General features: G+C 35.6%; 20 protein-coding genes. 17 read left to right on the forward strand and 3 right to left on the reverse strand.

Annotated elements, in window-relative coordinates:
• Nucleotides 1–6: 6 nt before the first annotated feature.
• The 3 genes from glnD to AC0L5Q_RS20215 all read right to left on the reverse strand — a co-directional run bounded on the left by glnD (nt 7) and on the right by AC0L5Q_RS20215 (nt 4225).
• Nucleotides 7–2643: a [protein-PII] uridylyltransferase gene (gene glnD, locus AC0L5Q_RS20205; protein ID WP_473613336.1), complete on the reverse strand. Its 2637-nt coding sequence runs from the start codon at nt 2641–2643 to the stop codon at nt 7–9.
• Between the two features lie 53 nt (nt 2644–2696).
• Nucleotides 2697–3485 carry a type I methionyl aminopeptidase gene (map, locus tag AC0L5Q_RS20210; protein ID WP_473613337.1) on the reverse strand — a complete coding sequence of 263 codons (789 nt, stop codon included), beginning with the start codon at nt 3483–3485 and terminating at the stop codon, nt 2697–2699.
• A gap of 134 nt (nt 3486–3619) precedes the next feature.
• Nucleotides 3620–4225 carry a hypothetical protein gene (locus AC0L5Q_RS20215; RefSeq protein ID WP_473613338.1) on the reverse strand — a complete coding sequence of 202 codons (606 nt, stop codon included), beginning with the start codon at nt 4223–4225 and terminating at the stop codon, nt 3620–3622.
• A gap of 348 nt (nt 4226–4573) precedes the next feature.
• On the opposite strand from AC0L5Q_RS20215, the gene rpsB reads away from it, so the two are divergent.
• From rpsB to accA, 17 genes are all read left to right on the forward strand, one after another.
• Entirely contained in the window at nt 4574–5302 is a 729-nt protein-coding gene (rpsB, locus tag AC0L5Q_RS20220) for a 30S ribosomal protein S2 (RefSeq protein WP_473613339.1), read from the forward strand.
• A 151-nt stretch (nt 5303–5453) separates the two neighbouring features.
• On the forward strand, nt 5454–6290 hold the full coding sequence (tsf, locus tag AC0L5Q_RS20225) for a translation elongation factor Ts (protein WP_473613340.1): 837 nt from the start codon (nt 5454–5456) through the stop codon (nt 6288–6290).
• A gap of 150 nt (nt 6291–6440) precedes the next feature.
• Complete coding sequence (pyrH, locus tag AC0L5Q_RS20230; RefSeq protein ID WP_473613341.1) at nt 6441–7181, forward strand: UMP kinase; 741 nt, start codon at nt 6441–6443, stop codon at nt 7179–7181.
• A 17-nt stretch (nt 7182–7198) separates the two neighbouring features.
• The gene (gene frr / locus AC0L5Q_RS20235) at nt 7199–7756 is read left to right on the forward strand and encodes a ribosome recycling factor (RefSeq protein WP_473613342.1); all 558 of its coding nucleotides are present in this window, start codon (nt 7199–7201) and stop codon (nt 7754–7756) included.
• 209 nt (nt 7757–7965) lie between these two features.
• Nucleotides 7966–8706: a polyprenyl diphosphate synthase gene (uppS, locus tag AC0L5Q_RS20240; RefSeq protein WP_473613343.1), complete on the forward strand. Its 741-nt coding sequence runs from the start codon at nt 7966–7968 to the stop codon at nt 8704–8706.
• A 151-nt stretch (nt 8707–8857) separates the two neighbouring features.
• Nucleotides 8858–9724, forward strand: coding sequence for a phosphatidate cytidylyltransferase (locus AC0L5Q_RS20245; protein ID WP_473613344.1), 867 nt, complete (start codon nt 8858–8860; stop codon nt 9722–9724).
• Nucleotides 9725–9727: 3 nt separating this feature from the next.
• On the forward strand, nt 9728–10984 hold the full coding sequence (ispC, locus tag AC0L5Q_RS20250) for a 1-deoxy-D-xylulose-5-phosphate reductoisomerase (RefSeq protein WP_473613345.1): 1257 nt from the start codon (nt 9728–9730) through the stop codon (nt 10982–10984).
• A gap of 1 nt (nt 10985) precedes the next feature.
• Complete coding sequence (gene rseP, locus AC0L5Q_RS20255; RefSeq protein WP_473613346.1) at nt 10986–12341, forward strand: sigma E protease regulator RseP; 1356 nt, start codon at nt 10986–10988, stop codon at nt 12339–12341.
• A 53-nt stretch (nt 12342–12394) separates the two neighbouring features.
• Nucleotides 12395–14854: an outer membrane protein assembly factor BamA gene (gene bamA, locus AC0L5Q_RS20260; protein WP_473613347.1), complete on the forward strand. Its 2460-nt coding sequence runs from the start codon at nt 12395–12397 to the stop codon at nt 14852–14854.
• Between the two features lie 74 nt (nt 14855–14928).
• Nucleotides 14929–15447, forward strand: coding sequence for an OmpH/Skp family outer membrane protein (locus tag AC0L5Q_RS20265; protein WP_473613348.1), 519 nt, complete (start codon nt 14929–14931; stop codon nt 15445–15447).
• Between the two features lie 2 nt (nt 15448–15449).
• Entirely contained in the window at nt 15450–16484 is a 1035-nt protein-coding gene (lpxD, locus tag AC0L5Q_RS20270) for a UDP-3-O-(3-hydroxymyristoyl)glucosamine N-acyltransferase (protein WP_473613349.1), read from the forward strand.
• Nucleotides 16485–16544: 60 nt separating this feature from the next.
• Nucleotides 16545–16997 (forward strand): 3-hydroxyacyl-ACP dehydratase FabZ, encoded by a 453-nt coding sequence (fabZ, locus tag AC0L5Q_RS20275; protein ID WP_473613350.1) that lies wholly within the window; start codon nt 16545–16547, stop codon nt 16995–16997.
• 30 nt (nt 16998–17027) lie between these two features.
• Nucleotides 17028–17798, forward strand: coding sequence for an acyl-ACP--UDP-N-acetylglucosamine O-acyltransferase (lpxA, locus tag AC0L5Q_RS20280; protein WP_473613351.1), 771 nt, complete (start codon nt 17028–17030; stop codon nt 17796–17798).
• Between the two features lie 42 nt (nt 17799–17840).
• On the forward strand, nt 17841–19019 hold the full coding sequence (gene lpxB, locus AC0L5Q_RS20285) for a lipid-A-disaccharide synthase (protein WP_473618341.1): 1179 nt from the start codon (nt 17841–17843) through the stop codon (nt 19017–19019).
• Entirely contained in the window at nt 19016–19699 is a 684-nt protein-coding gene (gene rnhB, locus AC0L5Q_RS20290) for a ribonuclease HII (protein WP_473613352.1), read from the forward strand. Before lpxB ends, rnhB begins: the two co-directional genes overlap by 4 nt.
• Before the next feature lie 65 nt (nt 19700–19764).
• Nucleotides 19765–23250, forward strand: a complete 3486-nt coding sequence (gene dnaE, locus AC0L5Q_RS20295) for a DNA polymerase III subunit alpha (RefSeq protein ID WP_473618342.1) — start codon at nt 19765–19767, stop codon at nt 23248–23250.
• Nucleotides 23251–23292: 42 nt separating this feature from the next.
• On the forward strand, nt 23293–24249 hold the full coding sequence (accA, locus tag AC0L5Q_RS20300; protein WP_473613353.1) for an acetyl-CoA carboxylase carboxyl transferase subunit alpha: 957 nt from the start codon (nt 23293–23295) through the stop codon (nt 24247–24249).
• Nucleotides 24250–24268 lie beyond the last annotated feature (19 nt).

The following is a 24268-nucleotide window of genomic DNA, read 5'->3' on the forward strand; positions in this document are numbered from 1 at the left end:
TTTTTTTTAAGGTGAATTTGGTATAGAGGTTTTGTCGCACAACATAAGCGTAAGTGCTTCTTGTTCTTCTAGAGTAAGTGCTTGTTTGTATTTGTTTGATAAAGTAAAAACATCTTCTGCTTTTTCACCAAACGTTGTTATTTTGGCCGAATGTATTTGCACTTCACATTGTTGAAATACATCAGCGATATTTGCTAGTAAACCAGGAGTATCTAACACAATAATTTCTAACATTGTGGTGTTTTTAGTTTTTGTTTCAATGAAATTAACCTGGGTGGGTATATTAAATTGTTTGAAACGTTTTACCAATGGTTTAGGCTTTATTAAACATTGAGATTCTGACAATACATTAGTTAGTGCTTCTTCAATTACACGGGTTCTATTAATATCATCAATAGGTTTACCTTGATGATCAAGTATAACAAAGGTATTTGCAGTATAACCTTTGTTACTCGTGATTATTTTTGCATCATGAATCGATAATTGTTTTGAGCCTAAAAGAGACACAATATTATAAAAGATATTGGATTGTTCTTTAGTGTAAACAAAAACTTCTGTTCCCCCCCTATAAGGAGTAGGGTTAATAATAACTAATGGTTTTTTTCTATCGTGCTTAAGTATATGTTTAGTGTGCCATGCTATTTGCGCAGGTGCATAACGTAAAAAATAATCAGCTTTAAATTCTTTCCAAACCTTAGCTGTTTGTTCTTCGGTTACATTCTGAGTTAATAGTAATTCTGTTGCTAGTTGCTGGTTTTCTCTGATTTTAGCACGCAAATCAACAGGTTTTTCTAAACCTCTTAAAAAGGCGCGCTTGGTATTATAATACAACTCTTCTAATAAGTTAGATTTCCAATTGTTCCATAAGCTTTCATTAGTTGCTCTCATATCGGCAACTGTTAAACAATATAAGTAATCTAGATGAGCTTCATCTCTAATAATATCGGCAAACTCTTTAATAACGTTTGGATCTGATATATCTCTGCGCTGTGCCGTAACTGACATTAATAAATGATGTTTAACCAACCAAGAAATTAAACGCCCGTCGTGATCGCTTAATTGGTGTAATTTAGCAAATGCTAATGCGTCTATAGCGCCTAGTTTTGCATGATCACCACCTCGACCTTTTGCTATATCGTGGAATATACCAGCGATATATAACAGCTCAGGCTTGCGAACTCGTTGAACTATTTTACTACATAGTGGAAATTCATGATTATGTTCTTTTTGACTAAATCGATATAAGTTTTTAATTAAACGATAGCTATGTTCATCAACAGAGTAGGCATGGAATAAATCAAACTGCATTTGGCCTACAATATTACGCCATTCTGGTAAATAAGCGGCTAATATTGAATGTCTGTGCATTAATGTAAAGGCTAAACCTAGACCTTTTGGGTGTTTCATTAATTGTATGAAAGTTTTTCTACAGCCTGCGTAGTCCATCATGCCCGATACTAAACGACGTCGAGCATTTCTCATTAAACGAAGTGTATTAGGGTGTAAATCAGTAATTTCATCATGTTCTGCTATTAATAAGAACATTTCCATAATTTTAACTGAGCGTGTAAAAATACGCTTGTTAGTAACTTTAATTTGACCGTCAACAATAATAAAGTCATCATTAATCGGTGTTACTTTTTTGTATTTTTTATCGTTGATAATGGCGTATTCAAAATGTTGGAGTAACATTTTGTTTAATTCAGCAACACGGCCAATAATTCTGAAGAAGCGTTTCATCATTCTTTCAACAGCGAGTTTTCCGCCATCACCAAAACCTAGTAGTTCGGCTACACTTGCTTGATGATCAAATAACAACCTGTTTTCGCTTCTGCCAGCCACAAAGTGAAGGGCACAACGCATGCGCCATAAGTAATCTTGACACTCTACAAGTTCGAAATATTCATTACTAGTGAGGTATTTATGCTCTACTAGCTCTTCTAGTGAGTCGGCAACAAAGTGACGTTTTGCTACCCAACCTATGGTTTGAATATCTCTTAATCCACCCGGATTAGCTTTTAGGTTGGGTTCAAGTGTATATGAAGCGCCATGATATTGTTGATGTCTATTGTATTGCTCATCTCGCTTTGCAATAAAAAATTTCTTAGAGGTCCAAAATACGTCTTGATTGAGTAAGGGTTGTAATTGTTCAGTTAATGCTTCGTTACCACAAACTTGACGCATTTCCATTAAGTTAGTTGCTATGGTTACGTCATTTACTGCTTGCTTTAAGCATTCTTTAACACTTCGTACGCTATGGCCAATATCAAGTTTTACATCCCATAATTGAGTAATAAAAGTTGAAATTTTATCTTCAAGCTCTTTATCTGTTTTTTCTTGAGTTAATATTAATATATCTACATCAGAATATGGGTGTAATTCAGCTCTACCATACCCACCAACAGCTAATAGGCTAATTTGGTACTCATCAAGTTCATGCTGACACCATAATTTTGTCAGGATGTTATCAACAAATTCAGCTCTTGCATTCACTATGGCGGTGATGTCTTCATCCGGAAATATTTCTCTTTGCCATTCATGAAAAGCTTTACCTAGTTGGCAGATTTCAGCACTCGATATGAAAGGGGCACTTATTGCTAACGGTTCAATAAATTGACAAGGAAGAGTAGACTCAGTATTCACTTTTTTCTTCTTATAGTAATTAATTAACTTAGAAAACATGATTAAATTGAACGCTAGTTGTGTAAAACCTTAGCTAGAGTTTCTTCCTTTCTTAAGGTGAGAATTTCACAACCTGTTTTGGTGACCACAATAGTGTGTTCCCATTGTGCCGATTTTTTACCGTCAATAGTATAAACCGTCCAGTTGTCTTCTTTATCTAAAAGGGTATTTGCTCGACCTAAGTTGATCATAGGCTCGATAGTAAAACACATGCCTTCTTCCATTTTTGTTTTATCATTATTTTTATAATGAACAATTTGAGGCTCTTCATGAAAAACTTGGCCAATACCATGTCCGCAGTATTCTTTAACAATAGAATAGCGACCTGATTTTTTAATAAACTTTTGAATCGCTGTACCTATTTCACCAAAAGTTACTCCAGGTTTTACTTTTTTAAGACCAACATAAAGGGCTTCTTGAGTAATGCGGCACAAGCGATTATCTTCTGGTGTTACATTGCCAATAAGAAACATTTTACTGGTATCGCCATGAAACCCATCTTTAATTACAGTGATGTCTATATTAAGAATATCGCCATCTTGTAATTTCGTGTCATTAGGGATGCCATGACATACTACGTGGTTTACTGATGTACAAATTGATTTAGGAAATCCGTGGTAATTTAAAGGCGCAGAAATGGCATTTTGTACTTTATCGGTATATTCAGCACAAATAGTATTCAATTCGTCAGTTGTTATACCCGCTTTTACGTGCGGTTCTATCATTTCTAGTACATCTGCAGCTAGTTGACCTGCAATACGCATTTTCTCTATTTCTTCCTGACTTTTTATATTGATTCCCATTAATGCCTCATTAATTCTTTGATGGTGTATTACTATTTAAAAATATAAATACTGATTAAAAGTTAATGCTAACTTTTAGGTTAACTATTTTGCCTAACTGCTTATATGATGTCTATCTGGATTTTTTGCTTTAACTAATTGTTTAGCTCAAGTTCTATGGCTTCTACAATAGCTTTGGGGTGTTTTAGGTATAGATTATGGTTTAATAGTATAAGCTTTTCATCAATTGCAAGTAATAGTGCGGGTATAGCTTTTGTACCCATAATATCTTGTAGTTCTTCAAGACTGCTTAATAATATTTCTGCATCTTTTGTGAATTTTTCTAATGTAAACACTTTGTTCGGTGGTGAAAGTTTAAATTCAGCGACAATATCACTAATATCATCAAATGAACGTAATTCGTTTGCTTGTTCAAAGTGAGCTTTAAATAAAGCATTTAATACTTCTAATCCTACTTGCGGAACTTTGTTTGAAACCCAAGACATCACGTTAGCGGTTAAAGTTGAGTCTTTAGCTTGCTTTAGTTGTGCTATGTAAGCATTACTAAATGTGGTTGAACTATCATCTTCAATCGTTTCAATAGTTTTTTTTGAAATATTTTCATCACCTTCATAACGAGCACAATGTAATAAGTTAAGCGTAAACTCAGGATGCGCAGCGACAATTTCATTCACCAAGGGAAGTGTTACATAGCTCCAAGGGCAGTGTGTATCGTAAATATAAAATAATTGTACAGACATAATTGTTTTCGATTGGTTATTTTGAGCTAATTTTAACGCGCAATGATCCATTAGCATAGAATATTCTTAAGCTCATCAAAAAATGATTATTGAATAAGATTATTTGCTCTAATTCCTAGTAAAAAGTGCGCCGTTATGGTATAAAGTGCGCCGCTAATAATTTGCATGGTGTTTACCATGATTTATTAAGCATTACTGAATTAACACTTAATGTTAGTTTTAAATATAAACTCACATACATCTAACAAAGATATACTGGGGTGCTCAGCTTAATCATTTTGAATGAATAAGCAATTAAAGAGTCTTGTATATTGGGTGTATGAACGCTTAACCCTCAAAGGAAAAAACATGCCAAACGTTTCAATGCGCGATATGCTTAAAGCAGGTGTACATTTCGGTCACAAAACTCGTTACTGGAATCCAAAAATGAAAAACTACATTTTTGGTGCTCGCGATAAAGTTCATATCATCAACTTAGAACAAACTGTACCTATGTTTAATGAAGCTCTTGCTTTTATTAACAACGTTTCATCTAAAAAAGGTAAAGTTTTATTTGTTGGTACTAAACGTGCTGCAAGCGATGCAATCAAAGATGCTGCGATCAAATGTGATCAATTTTACGTTAACCACCGCTGGTTAGGTGGTATGTTGACTAACTGGAAAACAGTTCGTCAATCTATCAAACGTTTAAAAGATTTAGAAGCTCAAAGCTCTGACGGTACTTTTGAAGCACTTACTAAAAAAGAAGCTTTAATGCGTACTCGTGAAATGGAAAAGCTTGAAAAAAGCCTTGGTGGTATTAAAAACATGGGTGGTTTACCTGATGTTTTATTCATCATCGATGCTGATCATGAGCATATTTCTATTAAAGAAGCTAACAACTTAGGTATTCCAGTAATCGCTGTAGTTGATACAAACTCTAATCCAGACGGTGTTGATTACATTGTACCTGGTAACGATGATGCGATTCGTGCTGTGACTTTATACTTAGATTCTGCTGCAAATGCAGTATTAGAAGGTCGTGAGAAGAATATCGTTGTTCAAGCTGAAAAAGACGGTTTTGTTGAAGCTGAATAATTAGCTCTTAACGTTTCTTTCATGTGGCGGTAATAGAGTTTCTTTATTATCGCCAACTTATTTAATACTTATGCCCAAACTGTATGGAGTGTTTATCTTAAAGGTAAGCAATCTCTTGTAACGGGGATAACTAAAAATTAGGAATTAACTCATGCAAATTACTGCTGCAATGGTTAAAGAATTACGTGAACGCACAGCTGCGGGCATGATGGATTGTAAAAAAGCTTTACAAGAAGCTGAAGGTGACATGGAACTTGCGATTGAGAATATGCGTAAGAACGGTCAAGCTAAAGCTGCTAAAAAAGCAGGTAACATCGCTGCTGAAGGTCAAATCATCATTAAAGATGGCGTATTAGTTGAAGTTAACTGTCAAACTGATTTCGTAGCAAAAGATGATAACTTTTTAGCATTTGCTAACAAAGTTGCTGATGCTGCTGCTGCTTCAAAAGTAACAATTGAAGAACTTCAAGCACAGTTCGAAGAAGAGCGTATTGCTTTAGTAACTAAAATTGGTGAAAACATCAATGTTCGTCGTGTTGCTTATGTTGAAGGTACTACTTTAGCTACTTATAAACATGGCGCTACAATTGGTGTTGTTGTTGCTGGTGAAGGTGATGTTGAATCACTTAAGCACATTGCTATGCATGTTGCTGCTAGTAAGCCTGAATTTATCAACCCTGAAGATGTACCTGCAGATGTTGTTGAAAAAGAAAAAGCTATCCAAATCGAAATTGCGATGAATGAAGGTAAACCTCAAGAAATCGCTGAGAAAATGGTTAATGGTCGTATGAAGAAATTTACAGGTGAAGTTTCTTTAACGGGTCAAGCTTTTATTATGGAGCCTAAGAAAACTGTAGGTGAAATATTAAAAGAGAAAGGCTTAACTATTTCTAACTTCGTACGTTTAGAAGTTGGTGAAGGTATCGAGAAGAAAGAAGAAGATTTTGCTGCTGAAGTTGAAGCACAAATTGCTGCTGCAAAAGCTTAATTTTTAAAAAAATTGATGTTTAATTAATTTTTGATGGTGTTATTTTGTAAATAGACTTTCGATAGTTAGCTAAACGTACTAGAATAGCCGCGACCAAATTTGGTCTCGGCTATTTTTTTATCTTCAGAAAAGTACAGGAATGTTTGTTATATGAGCGTGAACCCCAAACCTACATATCGTCGTATATTATTAAAACTTAGCGGTGAAGCCTTAATGGGCTCAGAGGGATTCGGTATTGATCCGAAAATCTTAGATCGCATGGCTCAAGAAATTAAAGAACTCATTGAAATGGGGATTCAAGTTGGCTTAGTTATCGGTGGTGGTAACTTATTCCGTGGTAAAGGATTAGCCGACGCAGGAATGAATCGAGTAGTGGGCGACCAAATGGGGATGCTAGCTACTGTAATGAATGGTTTAGCGATGCGTGATGCATTACACCGTGCATTTGTTAATACACGACTCATGTCGGCAATTGATCTTGCTGGCGTATGTGACCGTTATAACTGGGCTGAAGCGATTAGTTTATTAAAATCTGGTAGAGTGGTTATTTTTAGCGCTGGTACTGGTAACCCTTTCTTTACAACTGATTCAGCGGCTTGCTTACGTGGTATTGAAATTGAAGCGGATGTTGTTTTAAAAGCAACTAAAGTTGATGGTATTTATTCTGAAGATCCTGTAAAAAATCCTGATGCAACACTTTATAAGCATTTAACTTATGCAGAAGTACTCGATAAAGAGTTACAAGTTATGGATCTCGCTGCATTCACATTAGCACGTGATCATAGTATGCCTATTCGAGTATTTAATATGAATAAGCCGGGTTCACTTAAATCTGTTATTTTAGGTGAAGATGAAGGTACGATTATCGACCACGCAAAGAATTTAGATTAGTTTTAAGGAATATCAACGTGATTAATGAAATAAAACAAGATGCCCAAGAGCGCATGGGTAAAAGTATTGAAGCGTTAAAAAGTAGTTTAGCTAAAATAAGAACAGGCCGAGCTCATGCATCTTTACTTGATAATATTTCTGTAGATTACTACGGAATGGAAACACCTTTAAATCAAGTAGGTAATATTTCTGTTCCAGATGCTAGAAATCTTGCTATTACTGTTTTTGATAAAGGTATGATTGCTGCAGTTGAAAAAGCAATATTAAAGTCTGATTTAGGCTTAAATCCTCAATCAAACGGCACACTTATTCGTATTCCTCTTCCTCCATTAACGGAAGAGCGTCGTAAAGATTTAGTTAAAGTGGTTCGTGGTGAAGCCGAAGGTGGTAAAGTTGCTATTCGTAATATTCGTCGTGATGCGAACTCTGATTACAAGAGTCTTTTAAAAGATAAAGAAATCAGTGAAGACGAACATCATCAAGCTGAAGATGAGATCCAAAAGATCACCGATACATATATTAAGCAAGTTGATGAAATTTTGACCGCTAAAGAAGCGGAATTAATGGAAATTTAAATTTTTAATTGCTTATTAATAAACGCCGTAGATAATACCTGTTGGTAAATTTCTACGGCTTTTTTATATCGTAGAATAAGTTATACCAAACGCATTAATGAATTGACCTATTTTAGATGAGTATAAATGCTCAATGGGTTATTGCATTGGTATTATGTCAAACGGGTTAGGAAATTAGCTCTATTGGTATTAAAAGGTTAAAAGAGTAAATGTCAGAAGTTAGTCGAAAAATTCCACAGCATGTCGCTATTATTATGGATGGTAATGGACGTTGGGCTCAATCGCGTTCAAAAAATAGAGTTGCTGGACACAAAGCTGGCGTGGAAACTGTTCGTTCTTCGGTGACATCCGCAAGAAAGTTAGGTGTTAAGGCATTAACGCTTTTTGCGTTTAGTAGTGAAAATTGGTTGCGTCCTGAATCTGAAGTTAGTGTTTTGATGGAACTGTTTATGTTTGTACTGACTCGTGAAGTTAAGAGACTACATAAAAATGGTATTCGTTTTCAAATTATTGGTGATGTAACTCGTTTTTCAGATAAATTACAGAAAAAAATTAAAGTATCTGAAGAATTAACAAAAAACAACACGGATATGGTGCTATCTATTGCAGCTAATTATGGCGGGCGATGGGATATTACACAGGCAACAAAGTGTATTGCAGAAAAAGTACAAAATAAAGAATTAGCGTTAAACGATATAACAGAACAAGTTATGAATGAGCATATATCGTTAAATAACTTACCCGATTTAGATTTATTAATTCGCACCGGTGGTGATTATAGAATTAGTAATTTTTTATTATGGCAAGCTGCTTATGCTGAGTTTTATTTTACTGATATATTATGGCCTGACTTTGATAGCGAGGCTTTTGAAGAAGCTATTTATTCTTTTGATAAAAGAGAAAGGCGATTTGGTTTAACTGGCGAACAAACAAAAAATATTACCCAATAGGGAAATTAGCGATAAATATTGCTTATTAAAGCATATATTTATTTTTGTTAGTGTAATAAAGTGATTTTTAAAGCTTAATTTGTCGTAATAATTACAACAAAAAAAGCAAATAATAAGAATAAAAAATAACTTTAAAAAAAAAGGGTAAAATTTGTTAAAACATAGAATTATTACTGCACTTGTATTAGCTCCTGCAACTATAGCGAGCATTTTTTATTTACCCTTACCGTATTTTTCAGCACTAATGTTAGCTGTTATGGGAATAGGTGCTTGGGAATGGGGTCCTTTAATGGGCTTTGCAAACATAAGACGACGCTTAGCTTTTGTTATTGTTACCAGTATTTTAATCGCAACTCTTTGGTATTATTTTCCTTTATTAGAGTTATGGATAACCTCATCAAACCTTCAAAAGCCCATTATCTATATATTATGGCTTGCTGTTGCTTGGTGGTTATTATCAGCTACATTAACTTTTCTTTATCCTAGATACAGTAAATTTTGGTCTAGTCATCGTTCAATTAGAGGTGTTTTTGGTTGGTTAACGTTAGTTCCAACATGGCTTGCCTTTATTGTTATACGAAGTAGTGAATATCAAACGGATAGTTATCATGGTGCACAATTAATCATGTTCTTGTTTCTTATGGTGTGGAGTGCAGATATTGGCGCTTATTTTGTAGGTAAAGCGTTTGGTAAAAATAAGTTAATGCCTAATGTTAGTCCCGGAAAAACAATGGAAGGTTTTATTGGTGGTGTTATTGTTGCTTGTGTTTTAGTTACAATTGCTGGTGTTTCAATGAATTGGCAATCAGAACAGTTTTACTTGGTTATTCCTATTACGATATTAATTACAACGGTTTCTGTTTTAGGTGATTTGAATGAAAGTATGTTTAAAAGGCAAGCAGGTATAAAAGACAGCGGTTCAATCTTACCTGGTCACGGTGGAATTTTAGATAGGATTGATAGCTTAACGGCTACGGCTCCTATATATGCCTTATGTTACGCGTTAATAGGCTGGTAGTTAGTGTCTGATATAAAAAATGTTGTACGTCGCTTATGTATTTTAGGTGCGACAGGATCAATTGGTTTGAGTACGTTAGATGTGGTTCGCAGACACCCTAATAAATTTGATGTAGTAAGTTTATCTGCTTATTCAAATGTAGATGTATTACTAGCACAATGTGTAGAGTTTTTACCTGAATCTGTTGTTATGGTTTCAGAACCTCATGCGAAACAGTTAAAGAAACTTTTGGTTGAACAAGGCTTAGAAAGTATTCTTGTCCATTCAGGGGCTGCAGCACTAGAAGAAATTTCTAAAGAAGTAAGTACCGACACAGTAATGGCTGCTATTGTTGGCGCTTCAGGTTTAATGCCTACTATGGCTGCTGTTAATGCAGGAAAGCGTGTATTACTCGCAAATAAAGAAGCCTTAGTGACTTCAGGAGCTATTTTTATTGAGGCTGTAAAAGCGAGTGGCGCCCAACTGATCCCCATCGACAGTGAACACAATGCTATTTTTCAGTGTTTACCCATAGAAGCTCAAAATACTCCAGGTTATTGTGATCTAGCCTCAAACGGTGTCAGTAAAATTTTACTAACAGGTTCAGGTGGACCTTTTAGAACATATAATGTTGAACAATTAGAGAGCGTTACTGTAGAAGAAGCTTGTGCTCATCCTAATTGGGATATGGGACAAAAAATATCTGTAGACTCTGCCACTATGATGAATAAGGGTTTAGAACTTATTGAAGCCAAATGGTTATTTAATGTTGAGCCTGAAGATATTCAAATTGTTTTACATCCTCAAAGTACTATTCATTCAATGGTGCAATATAAAGATGGTTCTGTTCTTGCTCAGATGGGTAATCCTGATATGAGAACACCTATTGCGCATGCTTTATCTTTTCCTGAGCGCATAGAATCTGGCGTTGAACCTCTTGATTTCTTTAGTACTCCGTCATTTGATTTTCAGCCAGTAGATTTTGTTAAATACCCAAACCTAAAATTAGCTATTGAGGCTTGTAAGAATGGCCAAGGAGCATGTACAGCACTTAATGCAGCAAATGAAATAGCAGTAGATGCTTTTTTGAACAAAAAAATAAAATTTACTGATATATATAAAATAAATGAAACTTCTGTGAATAAATTTGTCTCAGAAGAGGTAACTTCAATTGATGACGTTATCAATTTAGATGGGCGAGTAAGAGAATTTACCACATCGTTGTTAGTTAATTATTCTAGAGAAGATAATCACGTGAAAGCGGATAGAGATAATCATTAGTATGTTTGAGTTTTTTTGGAATTTAGTCTCATTTGTTATTGCGTTAGGCATTTTAATTACAGTTCATGAATATGGCCACTTTTGGGTAGCTCGTAAAAATGGTGTAAAAGTTCAAAAGTTTTCAATAGGTTTTGGTAAAACCCTTTGGAGTAATGTGGGCAAAGATGGAACTGAATACGTTATTGCTTTAATTCCTCTTGGTGGTTTTGTGAAAATGTTAGATGACCGTGTTGATGACATTTCACCTGAAGATTCAGATAAAACGTTTAACAGTAAAACGGTTTATCAACGTATAGCAATTATTGCTGCAGGGCCTTTTGCTAATTTCGCCTTTGCTATTGTTGCCTTTTATTTAATGTTTTTAATTGGTGTACCTAGTATTAAGCCAATGATTGGTAATATTGAGCCAGCGTCTATTTCAGCAAAGGCAAACTTACCAGCTCAAAGTCAAATAGTTGAAGTAGCAGGGAAGAAAGTAGCCGATTGGCAAGACGTAAATCTTGCATTAGTTGGGGAGATTGGCAGTAAGGCTATTGAAATAAAAACGAAACAAGAAGACAGTGTTAATATTACTACTAGTTTATTAGACACTAACGAATGGCAGTTTTCACCTGATAAATTATCAGCTATTGAGAGTTTAGGTATAAAGCCTTTTAGCCCAAATGTTTATAATGAACTTGCTGTTATCCACCCTGATAGCCCCGCTCAAACTTCAGGATTAAAAGTTGGTGATATTTTATTAGAAGTTAATGGAATTTCTATAAAAGATGATTGGTATGATTTTTCTAATAAGATTAAAACATTAGCAGATCAATCAGTCGAAATAAAAATACAGCGTGAAGGTCTAACTCAAATAATAACAGTTACACCAAAAGCTATATCAAGAAATGGTAAAAAGATAGGCTATTTAGGTGTAACACCTAAGTCTGATAAATACCCAGAAAAATTTAAAATAAATACATCGTATGGTTTATTTGAAGCTTTAGAACAAAGTATTAATCGTACATGGAACTTGGTTGTACTGAGTTTTGATATGATAGGGAAATTATTAACAGGTGATGTTTCTGTTAAAAACTTAAGTGGGCCTATATCGATAGCACAAGGAGCAGGTGATAGTGCTAATTTCGGATTAGTATACTTTTTAGGCTTTTTAGCGCTAATTAGTATAAATCTAGGCATAATTAATTTATTACCACTACCAGTACTTGATGGTGGGCATTTACTCTATTACATTATAGAGCTCTTCACTGGGAAACCCGTACCTGAAAAAATACAAGAGGTTGGGTTTAAATTTGGTACTATTACACTATTGTGTTTAATGAGTATCGCTCTGTTTAATGATTTGTCTCGACTTTAGTAAAATTTCGACACTGACTATTTAATAAAAGAAGTAAATAAAGTTTATATTTTATGATGATAAAAAAAATTGCATTAGCTACCTTGCTTACTGGTTCAATCAACTCAGCAGTGGCAACAGAGGCGTTTCAAGTCGAAGATATCCAAGTTAAAGGATTACAACGTGTTGCCATAGGTGCGGCGTTGACTCATATTCCATTCAATATTGGAGATACACTAAACGATTATAGAATTTCTCAATCTATAAAGTCTTTATACAAGTCAGGTCATTTTAATGACATTGCAGTATATAAAGATGGCAACTCAATTATTTTCAGAGTGCAAGAAAGAGAAACTATCAGCGAAGTAACTTTTGATGGTAACAAAGATTTAAAAGACGAACAGCTAACTGAAAGCTTAGATGACAGTAATATTCGTGTCGGTGAAACGCTAGACAAAACAGTTTTATCAGGTATTGAATTAGGTCTGGAAGACTTTTATCACAGTGTTGGTAAATATAATGCTGATGTAACATCTGAGATCACCCATCTACCTCGTAATCGAGTAAAAATTGATTTTACTTTTAAAGAAGGCGATGCGGCAGCAATCGAACAAATTAATATCGTGGGTAATGAACTTTTTACCGATGAAGAATTATTAAAAAATATAGAATTAACCTTTGATTCACCTTGGTGGGATTTTATGGCGCAAGATCGCTATCAAAAACAAACCTTGCAAGGTGATATGGAAACAATAGAAAGTTTCTACCTAGATCGAGGTTATTTACAATATAAAGTTGATTCAACCCAAGTTTCAATGACTCCTGATAAAAAAGGCGTATACATTACCTTAAACATTACCGAAGGTGAAAAATACACGGTTAGTGATGTTGAATTTATGGGTGAACTTGTTGGCTTTGAAAATACAATTAAGGCTATTTCACCGTTAAAAGGAAACCAGTTGTATAATGGTGCGCTGGTTACTTATAACGAAGAAATGATCAGTAAGTTTTTTGGTCGTTTTGGTTATGCTTATCCTAAAGTAACGACGATTCCAGAAATTAATGAAGAAGATAAAACAGTTAAACTCGTTGTATCTATAGATGCAGGTAAAAGAGTATATGTTAATCGTATCAACTTTAAAGGTAATGATGTAACTGCCGATCGCGTATTACGTAGAGAAATGCGCCAAATGGAAGGTTCATGGTTATCAAATAATAATGTGGAATCTTCAAAAGCTTGGTTACAACGTTTGCCTTATATGGAAAGTGTTGAATTTGAAACAACTAAATTACCAGGTGAAGATGATTTAGTTGATGTTGACTTTAGCGTAAAAGAGCAACCATCTGGATCTTTTACTGCAGGTATTGGTTATGGTGATACAACTAAATTAAGTTTAAATGCTGGTATTCAACAAAATAACTTCTTAGGTACCGGTAACCGTCTTGCTTTGAGTCTTAATACTGTAAGTTATCAAAGTAGTGCAAGCTTATCTTATACGGACCCATATTTTACCGTTGATGGTATTTCATTGGGTGGAAGTATTTTTTATACAGAGTTTGATGCTGGAGCGGCTAACCTTGAGCAATACAACAGTAAAAAGTATGGTATTGGTGCTAACTTAGGTTTTCCTATTAACGAATATGTTCGCTTAAACTTTGGTATAAATTATAAAAATGAAACAATCACACGATTACAGTCTTATGAACAAATAGAAACTTTTTATGATTTATATGGTGATCCTAATGATCCCGGTGCAAAGCTACAATTTGAAACATATGATTTTTCGGCTGCCATTATACGTAATACGTTAAACAGAGGTACCTTTCCGTCTGACGGATCAAACCAAAGTTTATCATTTAAAATAACAACGCCAAACTCTGACTTACAATTCTTTAAAGTTAATTTAGATACAAAATGGTATTTTCCAATATCTAGAGATCAACGTTGGACGTTTTTAACACGTTTCCAAGCCGGTTATGGTAATGGCTACGGAACTATTAATGGTAACGATCAGATTTTCCCATTTCAAGAGAACTTTAGAGCAGGTGGTGCAGATACGTTACGTGGTTTTGAAACCAATATTGTAGGTCCAAGGGCTATTAATAGATATCCAAGAACTATTCCTTCTTTAGGTCAAGAGGCTTGTTGTTTTAGTGAAGATAGTGATGCTGTATTTTTGTCTCAACGTTCAGTTGGTGGTAATGCACTTGTACTAGCGGGAATAGAGTTAATTGTTCCTACTCCATTTTTAGATGAGGGATTTTCTAATAGTGTTCGTTCAAGCTTTTTTGTTGATGCGGGTAATGTATGGGATACTGAGTTTAATATAAATGATTATCGTGATTTAACGCCAATAGAGTTCAGTAAGGTAAGAGATTTTTCAGACCCTAATACATATAGAGCTTCTGCGGGTATGTCAGTACAATGGCTTTCACCAATGGGACCTATGATATTTAGTTTTGCTAAAACATTGAAATCTGAGTTTGATGATGATACTAAGTTCTTCACCTTTAATATCGGTCAAACCTTTTAAAAATAAAATTGATCCCTATATAGATATAATGATCAGTAACTAACATAAAATAAAAAGACACTTAGGAGTACACATTGAATAAATTTATGAAATCTTTAGTAATGACTACAGCAGCATCTGGAATGTTATTAGCTGGTTCAGTAATGGCAGCAGATCAAAAAATAGGCGTAGTTAATTTTCAAGAAATTATGAGTAAAATTCCACAGACTGCTATTGTTATGCAAACGTTAGAAGCGGAATTTAAAGACGAAAAAGCAGAACTTGCTCAATTAGAGAAAGACATTAAGTACTTTCAAGAAAAGCAACAACGCGATAGCTCGTTAATGAGTAAGAAAGAAAAAGAAAAGCTTGAGCTAGATATCACGACTAAATATCAAGAATATCAAACTAAAGGTAAAGTTTTTCAACAAAAAACTGGCGTTCGTCAAAACGAAGAAACAACTAAAATTATCGCATTAGTGCGTCAAGCAATAAATAGTATTGCTGACTCAGGTAAATACGATTTAATTTTAGAACAAAAAGCGGTTGTTTTTTCAAAACCTAATGCAAGTATTACTGACCAAGTTGTAGAAAAAGTTAGTAAACTTAAATAACGATGATAAAAAAAAACTTCACGCTAGCTGAAATAGCGAAAGAAATTGGTGCAACTGTTAATGGTGATGAAAATTGCGAAGTTAACAGTTTAGCCACTTTAGCAAATGCTAAAACAGGGCAAATTGCGTTTCTAGCGAATAAAAAATATCGTCAACAATTAAATCATACGCAAGCCAGTGCTGTTATTATCAATAAAGAGTGTTTAGAGGATGTACCTACAAATGCTTTAGTTATGGATAATCCTTATTTAGGATATGCACTTACAGCTCAATTACTTGATACCACGCCAAAACCTTCCTCATCCATACACTCATCTGCGGTTATTCATTCTTCTGTAACTTTAGGCGAAAATGTCTCTGTGGGCGCGAATGCGGTTATAGAAGCTGGTGTTGAACTTGCTGACAATGTAATCATTGGCGCAGGTTGCTTTATTGGTGAGAATACTTCAATTGGAAGTCATACTTCCATGTGGGCTAATGTCAGTATTTATCATAATGTTAAAATTGGTACGCATTGCTTAATTCAAGCGAATAGCGTTATCGGTTCTGACGGTTTTGGCTATGCACCTGTTAGTGGGAAGTGGCTTAAAATACCTCAACTAGGTTCTGTAATTATTGGTAATAATGTGGAAATTGGAGCAAGTACTACGATTGATCGTGGTGCTTTAGACGATACGATTATTGAAGATAATGTTATTCTCGATAATCAAATTCAAATTGCACATAACGTGGTTATAGGGGCTGGTACGGCAATGGCCGCATGTAGCGTTATTGCTGGTAGCACAACTATAGGTAAAAATTGCACTATAGCTGGCCTTGTAGGAATCAATGGACATATTGAAATTTCCGATAATTGTATTTTTACTGGTATGGCAATGGTCACTAAATCTATATCCACATCAGGAGTTTATTCTTCAGGAATGCCGGTTACTCCTAATAAAGATTGGCGCAAAATTAATGTTCATCTTCGTAGGCTAGACAGTATGTCGAAACGTCTTAGTACATTAGAATCTGAATTATTAGAAAAAAATAAGTAATTTATATCGGTTCTTTGATAAAATTATTTTAATTAAATTACTTTCATAAGGAATAATGAATTGGAATCTCAAAAAAATGAGTTAAACGTTCATGAAATTCAAGAGTTAATCCCTCATCGTTACCCAATGCTGCTTGTAGATCGTGTTCTGGATTATGAACCGGGTAAAAGTCTTCACGCAATAAAAAATGTTACTTTTAATGAACCTGTATTTACAGGGCATTTTCCTGAACTTGCTATTTTCCCTGGTGTTTTAATACTAGAAGCATTAGCACAAGCAACAGGGATTTTAGGTTTTAAATCGAGCGAAGGTCGAAAAGATGGCGAAATGTATTTATTTGCATCTATAGATAAAGCTCGCTTTAAGCAACCGGTTGTTCCCGGTGATACAATGCACTTGCATGTGGATTTCATCAAAGAGCGTCGTGGTATGTGGAAATTTTACGGTGAAGCGAAAGTGAACGGTAAAGTTGTTTGTTCTGCAGAACTGATGTGTGCCAGACGTAAGCTATAAACGATTTCAAAGTAAATAAATGGTGAAAAAATGATTCACGAACAGGCTATTATTGAGCCAGGTGCTGTTATTGGTAAAAATGTAACTATTGGACCTTGGACATATATTAGTAAAAACGTCGTTATTGGTGATGATTGTGTAATAAGCTCACACGTTGTCATTAACGGCCCTACACGAATCGGTAAAGGAAATCGTATTTTTCAGTTCGCTAGTATTGGTGAAGACTGCCAAGATTTAAAATATGCTGGTGAACCAACAGAGTTAATTATTGGTGACAATAATACCTTTAGAGAGTCGTGCACGATTCATCGCGGTACTATTCAAGATAATAGCCTGACTCAAATAGGTAGTAATAACTTATTTATGGCTTATACCCATGTCGCACATGACTGTGTGGTGGGCAATCATTGTATACTTGCCAATAATGCTTCTATTGCTGGTCATGTACATGTAGGTGATCATGCTATTTTAGGTGGTATGTCTGGCGTTCATCAATTTTGTTATATTGGTGCGCATAGCTTTATTGCTGCTAATGCCTTAGTGTTAAAAGATGTACCTCCTTATGTAATGGCTTCAGGTCAGCCGGCAAAACCTTTTGGATTAAATTCAGAAGGTTTAAAGCGTCGTGGTTTTGATAAAGATGTTATTTTAACTATTAAGCGTGCATACAAAGAAGTTTACAGAAAAGGCTTGTCAGCTGATGACGCTATTGAGTCAATGAATAAATTAGCTGATAACATGCCAGAATTAGATCTATTTTCTGATTTTATTCGAGATTCAAGCCGCGGTATTATTCGTTAGATACCGCATATTCTTTGCCTTTATCGTATAAGAAGTATTGTGATTCATCATTTAGACGAAACTTATTCAGTAGCACCTTCAACATCTAATATTCCTGTTATTGGTATTGTTGTAGGTGAACATTCTGGAGATACTTTAGGTGAAGGCCTAATTATAGCGCTAAAGCGTACTTACCCTAATGCTAAGTTTGTTGGTATTGGCGGCCCTAAAATGCTTGCACAAGGTTTTGAAAGTTTATTCGCAATGGATGAACTTTCTGTTATGGGAATTGTTGAAGTCTTAGGGCGCTTAAAGCGATTAATGTATGTGCGTAAAAGCGTTGTTAATTATTTTAAAGAGAATAAGCCGGATATATTTATTGGAATAGATGCACCTGATTTTAATTTAACCTTAGAAGAAAAATTAAAGCAGTGCGGAATTAAAACAGTTCAATATGTAAGTCCATCCGTTTGGGCTTGGCGAGAAAAGCGTATTTTTAAAATAGCGCGTGCAACTCATTTAGTCTTATCTCTACTCCCGTTCGAGAAAAAGTTTTACGATAAACATAATGTCCCTTGTACCTTTGTAGGGCATTCACTTGCTGACGATATCCCATTAGTTTCCAGCAAAACGGAAGCTAGAAAGTCTCTTAATTTACCTGAAAATGCTAAGATTTTAGCACTTATGCCAGGAAGTCGTGGTGGTGAGTTAGCTAAATTGGTAGAACCTTTTTTACAGAGTGCATTAATACTTGCTGAGCAAGATGATAATTTGTTATTTATTGCACCGATGATCAGTGAAAAAAGAGCAGAGCAATTTACTACGCTTAAAAATGAAATTGCACCTAATTTACCTGTACAAATTATTATTAACCAAACACATAAAGTGATGGCGGCAAGTGACTGCTTATTAACTGCTTCGGGCACAGTAACACTTGAAGCTGCTTTAATTAAACGGCCTATGGTGATTACATATAAGTTTAACCTTATCACTTATATGTTAGCTAAGTGGTTAGTAAAACTTAAGTGGTTCTCGTTGCCTAATTTGCTGGCGAATGAAACGCTTGTACCAGAGTTATTGCAAGATGAAGTGGTACCAGAAAAAATAGTGCCTTTACTACAGCAATTTTTAAACGAAGATCAATCTAATTTAAACGAAAAGTTTATGAAAATTCACCAAAGCCTTAAGCAAGACGCAAGTGAAAAAGCGGCTCAAGCAATTATCGGATTAATCGAATCATGAGTGAAAAATCAAACAAAGCTCTGGCTAGCAAAACTATTAAAAAGCCTAAAGTCGTTTTTCCACCCTTTGAATATCCATTAGCCTATTGTATTGCCGGTGTTGATGAAGTTGGTCGAGGCCCTTTAGTGGGAGATGTTGTTACTGCGGCAGTAATACTTGATCCCGATAATCCTATTGAAGGTTTAAAAGATTCTAAAAAATTATCGGAAAAAAAACGTCCATTATTAGCTGAAGAAATTAAACAAAAAGCCATATCTTGGGCAATAGGTAGAGCAACACCAGAAGAGATAGATACACTCAACATCTTACACGCAACGATGTTAGCTATGCAGCGTGCTGTACAAGGACTCGATGTTACACCTGATTACGTTTTAGTTGATGGTAATCGTTGCCCTGTATTTTTAGGTGAAAATGGAAATATAGAAACACAAGCGGTGGTAAAAGGTGATGATAGAGTTGCTGAAATTAGTGCAGCTTCAATTTTAGCTAAAGTTGCGCGTGATGAAGAAATGATTGCTTTAGATAAGTTATATCCCGAATACGGTTTTGCTCAACATAAAGGTTATCCAACAAAAGTTCATCTAGAAAAAATTATAGAACATGGTGTTTTAGATTGTTATCGTGCGAGCTTTAAACCTGTCGCCCAAGTTATTCAAGAACAAGGGGTTAATAAACCTTAATGTCTGATAATCAGTCTGAAGATACAAATCAACTTGTAGAAATAGCATCCGAAAGCGATGTACCTATGGCAAGAGATCCTAAATTTGTGCATTTAAGAGTACATAGCGACTATTCAATGTGCGACGGCTTAAACAAAGTTAAACCTATTGTGAGCAAAGCGGCTGATTTATCAATGCCGGCTTTAGCGCTGACAGATCAAACAAATTTATGTGGCTTAGTTAAATATTATCACGCGACTCATGGCGCTGGAATAAAACCGATTATTGGTGCTGATTTTTGGGTGAGAAGTGATGAGTTAGGAGATGAGCTTTTTCGTCTTGTGGTGTTGGCGTCTAATAACAAAGGCTATAAAAATTTAACTGAGCTTATTTCTAACGCTTACCTTCGTGGGCATATTCAAGACCGAGCAGTAATTGATAAGAGCTGGCTTGTTGATTATTCAGAAGGATTAATACTCTTATCTGGTGGTCGAGAAGGTGATATAGGAAAAGCGTTAACTAAAGGAAACATGCCTTTAGTTAACGAAATGGTGTCTTTTTACCAAGAACATTTCAATAATAACTTTTTCTTAGAGCTTATTCGTACTGGGCGAGAAAACGAAGAAACATATTTACATTTAGCGATAGACGTCGCACAAAAATATCAATTACCAGTCGTAGCTACGAATGAAGTGATGTTTTTAAAAGAAGAAAACTTTGACGCACACGAAATTCGAGTTGCGATTCATGATGGTTATACTCTTGATGACAAACGCCGGCCTAAGCGTTATAGCAAAGAACAATACTTACGTTCTGAAGAAGAAATGTGCGAGCTTTTTTCCGATATTCCTGAAGCATTAGCCAATAGTGTTGAAATTGCTAAACGATGCAACGTCACAGTAACTTTAGGTGAATATGTTTTACCTGATTTTCCCACTGAAGGTTTATCAATAGAAGATTATTTGGTTAAAGTTTCAGAAGAAGGTTTGCAAGAAAGGTTAGAGTTTTTATTTGATAAAGATGCGCCTGATTTTGCTGAAAAACGTAAACCTTATGATGAGCGTTTAGCAATTGAACTAGAAGTTATCAACAAAATGGGCTTTCCCGGTTACTTCTTGATCGTAATGGAATTTATTCAATGGAGTAAAGATAATAATATTCCAGTAGGTCCTGGTCGTGGTTCAGGCGCGGGTTCTTTAGTAGCTTATGCTCAAAAAATTACCGACTTAGATCCCCTTGAATATGATTTACTTTTCGAACGTTTCTTAAACCCTGAACGTGTATCAATGCCTGATTTTGATATCGACTTTTGTATGGATCGTCGAGATGAGGTAATAGATCATGTTGCCGAACTTTATGGTCGTGATGCTGTATCGCAAATTATTACTTTTGGTACTATGGCAGCAAAAGCGGTAATTCGAGATGTTGGCCGCGTTCTTGGCCATCCTTATGGTTTTGTTGATCGTATCTCTAAATTAATTCCTGGTGATCCGGGAATGACCTTAGCAAAAGCATTTGAAGTAGAACCCAAATTACCAGAAGTATACGCACAAGACTCTGATGTGAAAGATCTCATTGATATGTGTCGTATCTTAGAAGGTACAACCAGAAACGCCGGTAAACATGCGGGGGGTGTTGTTATTTCACCTACAACCATTACAGATTTTGCACCACTTTATTGTGATGACGAAGGCAAAAACCCCGTTACACAATTTGATAAAAATGATGTTGAAGATGCAGGTTTAGTTAAATTCGATTTTTTAGGTCTTAGAACGCTCACTATTTTGCAGTGGGCCATTGAGATGGCTGATGAGAAACTGCTAAAAGCGGGTAAAGAGCCTATTGATATAGCTAGTATCAATTTAGAAGATCCTGCTAGTTTCAAAGTGTTATTAAACGCGGAAACAACTGCAGTATTCCAATTAGAATCTAGCGGTATGAAATCACTGATCGCTAAATTAAAACCCGATTGTTTTGAAGATATTATCGCACTTGTGGCCTTATTTAGACCAGGCCCATTACAGTCAGGTATGGTTGATAACTTTATAGAGCGTAAACATGGTCGTGAAGTTGTAAGTTACCCTGATGAAACGTGGCAGCATATAGATCTTAAGCCTATATTAGAGCCTACTTACGGCATTATCTTGTATCAAGAACAAGTAATGCAGATAGCACAGGTTTTAGCGGGTTACTCTCTTGGTGGAGCTGATATGCTTCGTCGAGCTATGGGTAAGAAAAAGCCAGAAGAAATGGCGAAACAGCGTGCAGGTTTTGAGCAAGGAGCTATAAATCGTGGTGTAGATGGCGAGTTAGCCATGAAAATATTCGATTTAGTAGAAAAGTTTGCTGGTTACGGTTTCAATAAATCACATTCAGCTGCTTACGCGTTAGTTTCATACCAAACCTTATGGATGAAAACCCACTATCCAGCACCATTTATGGCGGCAGTAATGTCTGCCGATATGGATAATACCGATAAGATTGTTACCTTAGTTGACGAATGTGGAAATATGGGGATTGATATTCTTCCTCCAGATGTTAATGCCGGACATTACAAATTTACCGTAAATGAAGATAATCAAATCGTGTATGGTATTGGTGCGGTTAAAGGTGTAGGTGAAGGTCCGATTGAAGCGATTATTAACGCGCGTAAAGAAGGTGGACCTTTTGTTAATTTATTCGATTTTTGTGCCCGTTTAGATCTTAAAAAAACGAATAAGAGGGTGCTTGAAAAACTCATTAAATCAGGAGCTATGGATCATTTAGGGCCTCATCGAGCGGCATTATTTGAAACCCTACCTGAGGCTATAAAAGCAGCAGAGCAACATGCCAAAGCGCAAGCGTTGGGGCAAGACGATTTATTTGGCTTAATTAATGAAGAGCCTGAAGACACCAGACAAGCCTTTAAAGAAGTACCTAAGTGGGCTGAAGAAGTTTGGCTTAATGGTGAAAAAGAAACCTTAGGATTATACTTAACAGGCCATCCCATTAATCGATACTTATCTGAAATAAAGCACTATGCCAGTGGTCGATTAGTTAGCATGCAACCTACTAATAAAGATAAAACAACCGTAGCTGTTGGTTTAGTGTTGGGTGTTAGGGTTATGGTGAATAAACGGGGTCGTCGCTGGGCATTAGTTACCTTAGATGACAAAAGCGCGCGTATTGATATTCGACTTTTTCCTGATGATTATGATACCTTTGCCGAGCTACTTGTTACTGATGCTATTTTAGTGTGTAGTGGACAGGTCAGCTTTGATGAATATTCTGGTGGCATTACAATGACCGCCCGAGATATAATGACCATTGCTGACGCAAGAGAAAACTATGTAACATCTCTTGATATACACGTAAAAAGAGCGGCAATTAGTAATAATTTTATAGAACAATTTTCTCAGGTACTGTCTCCTTTTAAAGATGGTACTTGTCCTGTTAGAGTGTTTTACCAACGCGAAGAAGCGCAGGGAATGCTTGAACTAGGCGTACAATGGCGAGTTACTCCAGAAGATGCTTTATTGCATGAACTAAGAACACTACTTGGTGAAGAGTGCTTAGCGTTACAATTTAAATAAGAGTTGTGTACTACAGCTCAAAGACTTAGGTAAAAAATTCACATGTCATTAAATTTTTTAGACTTTGAACAGCCAATTTCAGAACTTGAAGCAAAAATTGAAGAATTAAAGTCAGTTAACTCTGGTCAAGAGCTTGATTTAGATCTTGAAGATCAAATTATGCAACTTCATGAGAAAAACAAAGAACAAACTAAAAAAATATTTGCCAACCTTGATCCTTGGCAAACGGCTCGCGTTGCTCGTCATCCACAACGTCCATATACGTTAGACTACATTGAACGTATGTTCACAGAATTTGACGAATTAGCGGGTGATCGTGCTTATGCTGACGATAAAGCTATTGTTGGTGGTACTGCTCGCTTAGATGGTATGCCTGTGATGATCATTGGTCATCAAAAAGGGCGTTCAACTAATGAAAAAGTTAGACGTAATTTTGGTATGCCACGTCCAGAAGGTTACCGTAAAGCTTTACGTTTAATGAAAATGGCTGAACGTTTTAATATGCCTATTATTACCCTTATTGACACTCCCGGTGCTTACCCTGGTATTGGTGCTGAAGAGCGAGGTCAATCAGAAGCTATCGCCACTAACTTAAAAGTTATGTCGCGATTAACTGTACCTATTGTTTGTACTGTTATAGGTGAAGGTGGTTCTGGTGGTGCTCTTGCTATTGGTGTTGGTGACAGAGTTAATATGTTGCAATATTCAACCTATTCAGTAATTTCACCAGAAGGTTGTGCTTCAATTTTATGGAAAACAGCTGAAAAAGCACCTGTAGCAGCAGAGGCTATGGGGATTACAGCAAAACGTATTAAAGAATTAGAATTAATTGATAACGTAGTTGAAGAGCCTTTAGGCGGAGCTCATAGAGATATGGATCTTATGGCCGAATGTTTAAAACAAGAACTTAAGCGTAACTTAGCTGAGTTAACTGATTTGCCTAAAGATGAACTTATTGAAAAACGTTACGATCGTTTAATGTCTTACGGTTATTGTTAATTTAGTAACCTGTTATAAC

The sequence above is a fragment of the Pseudocolwellia sp. G5-9 genome (assembly GCF_055808995.1).

What these genes read in the sequence shown, in the direction of transcription:
- map (WP_473613337.1), bottom strand. Translation starts at nt 3,485, where the DNA reads ATGGGAATCAATATAAAAAGTCAGGAAGAAATAGAGAAAATGCGTATT.
- AC0L5Q_RS20215 (WP_473613338.1), bottom strand. Translation starts at nt 4,225, where the DNA reads ATGTCTGTACAATTATTTTATATTTACGATACACACTGCCCTTGGAGC.
- rpsB (WP_473613339.1), top strand. Translation starts at nt 4,574, where the DNA reads ATGCCAAACGTTTCAATGCGCGATATGCTTAAAGCAGGTGTACATTTC.
- tsf (WP_473613340.1), top strand. Translation starts at nt 5,454, where the DNA reads ATGCAAATTACTGCTGCAATGGTTAAAGAATTACGTGAACGCACAGCT.
- pyrH (WP_473613341.1), top strand. Translation starts at nt 6,441, where the DNA reads ATGAGCGTGAACCCCAAACCTACATATCGTCGTATATTATTAAAACTT.
- uppS (WP_473613343.1), top strand. Translation starts at nt 7,966, where the DNA reads ATGTCAGAAGTTAGTCGAAAAATTCCACAGCATGTCGCTATTATTATG.
- rseP (WP_473613346.1), top strand. Translation starts at nt 10,986, where the DNA reads ATGTTTGAGTTTTTTTGGAATTTAGTCTCATTTGTTATTGCGTTAGGC.
- bamA (WP_473613347.1), top strand. Translation starts at nt 12,395, where the DNA reads ATGATGATAAAAAAAATTGCATTAGCTACCTTGCTTACTGGTTCAATC.
- lpxD (WP_473613349.1), top strand. Translation starts at nt 15,450, where the DNA reads ATGATAAAAAAAAACTTCACGCTAGCTGAAATAGCGAAAGAAATTGGT.
- lpxA (WP_473613351.1), top strand. Translation starts at nt 17,028, where the DNA reads ATGATTCACGAACAGGCTATTATTGAGCCAGGTGCTGTTATTGGTAAA.
- rnhB (WP_473613352.1), top strand. Translation starts at nt 19,016, where the DNA reads ATGAGTGAAAAATCAAACAAAGCTCTGGCTAGCAAAACTATTAAAAAG.
- dnaE (WP_473618342.1), top strand. Translation starts at nt 19,765, where the DNA reads ATGGCAAGAGATCCTAAATTTGTGCATTTAAGAGTACATAGCGACTAT.
- accA (WP_473613353.1), top strand. Translation starts at nt 23,293, where the DNA reads ATGTCATTAAATTTTTTAGACTTTGAACAGCCAATTTCAGAACTTGAA.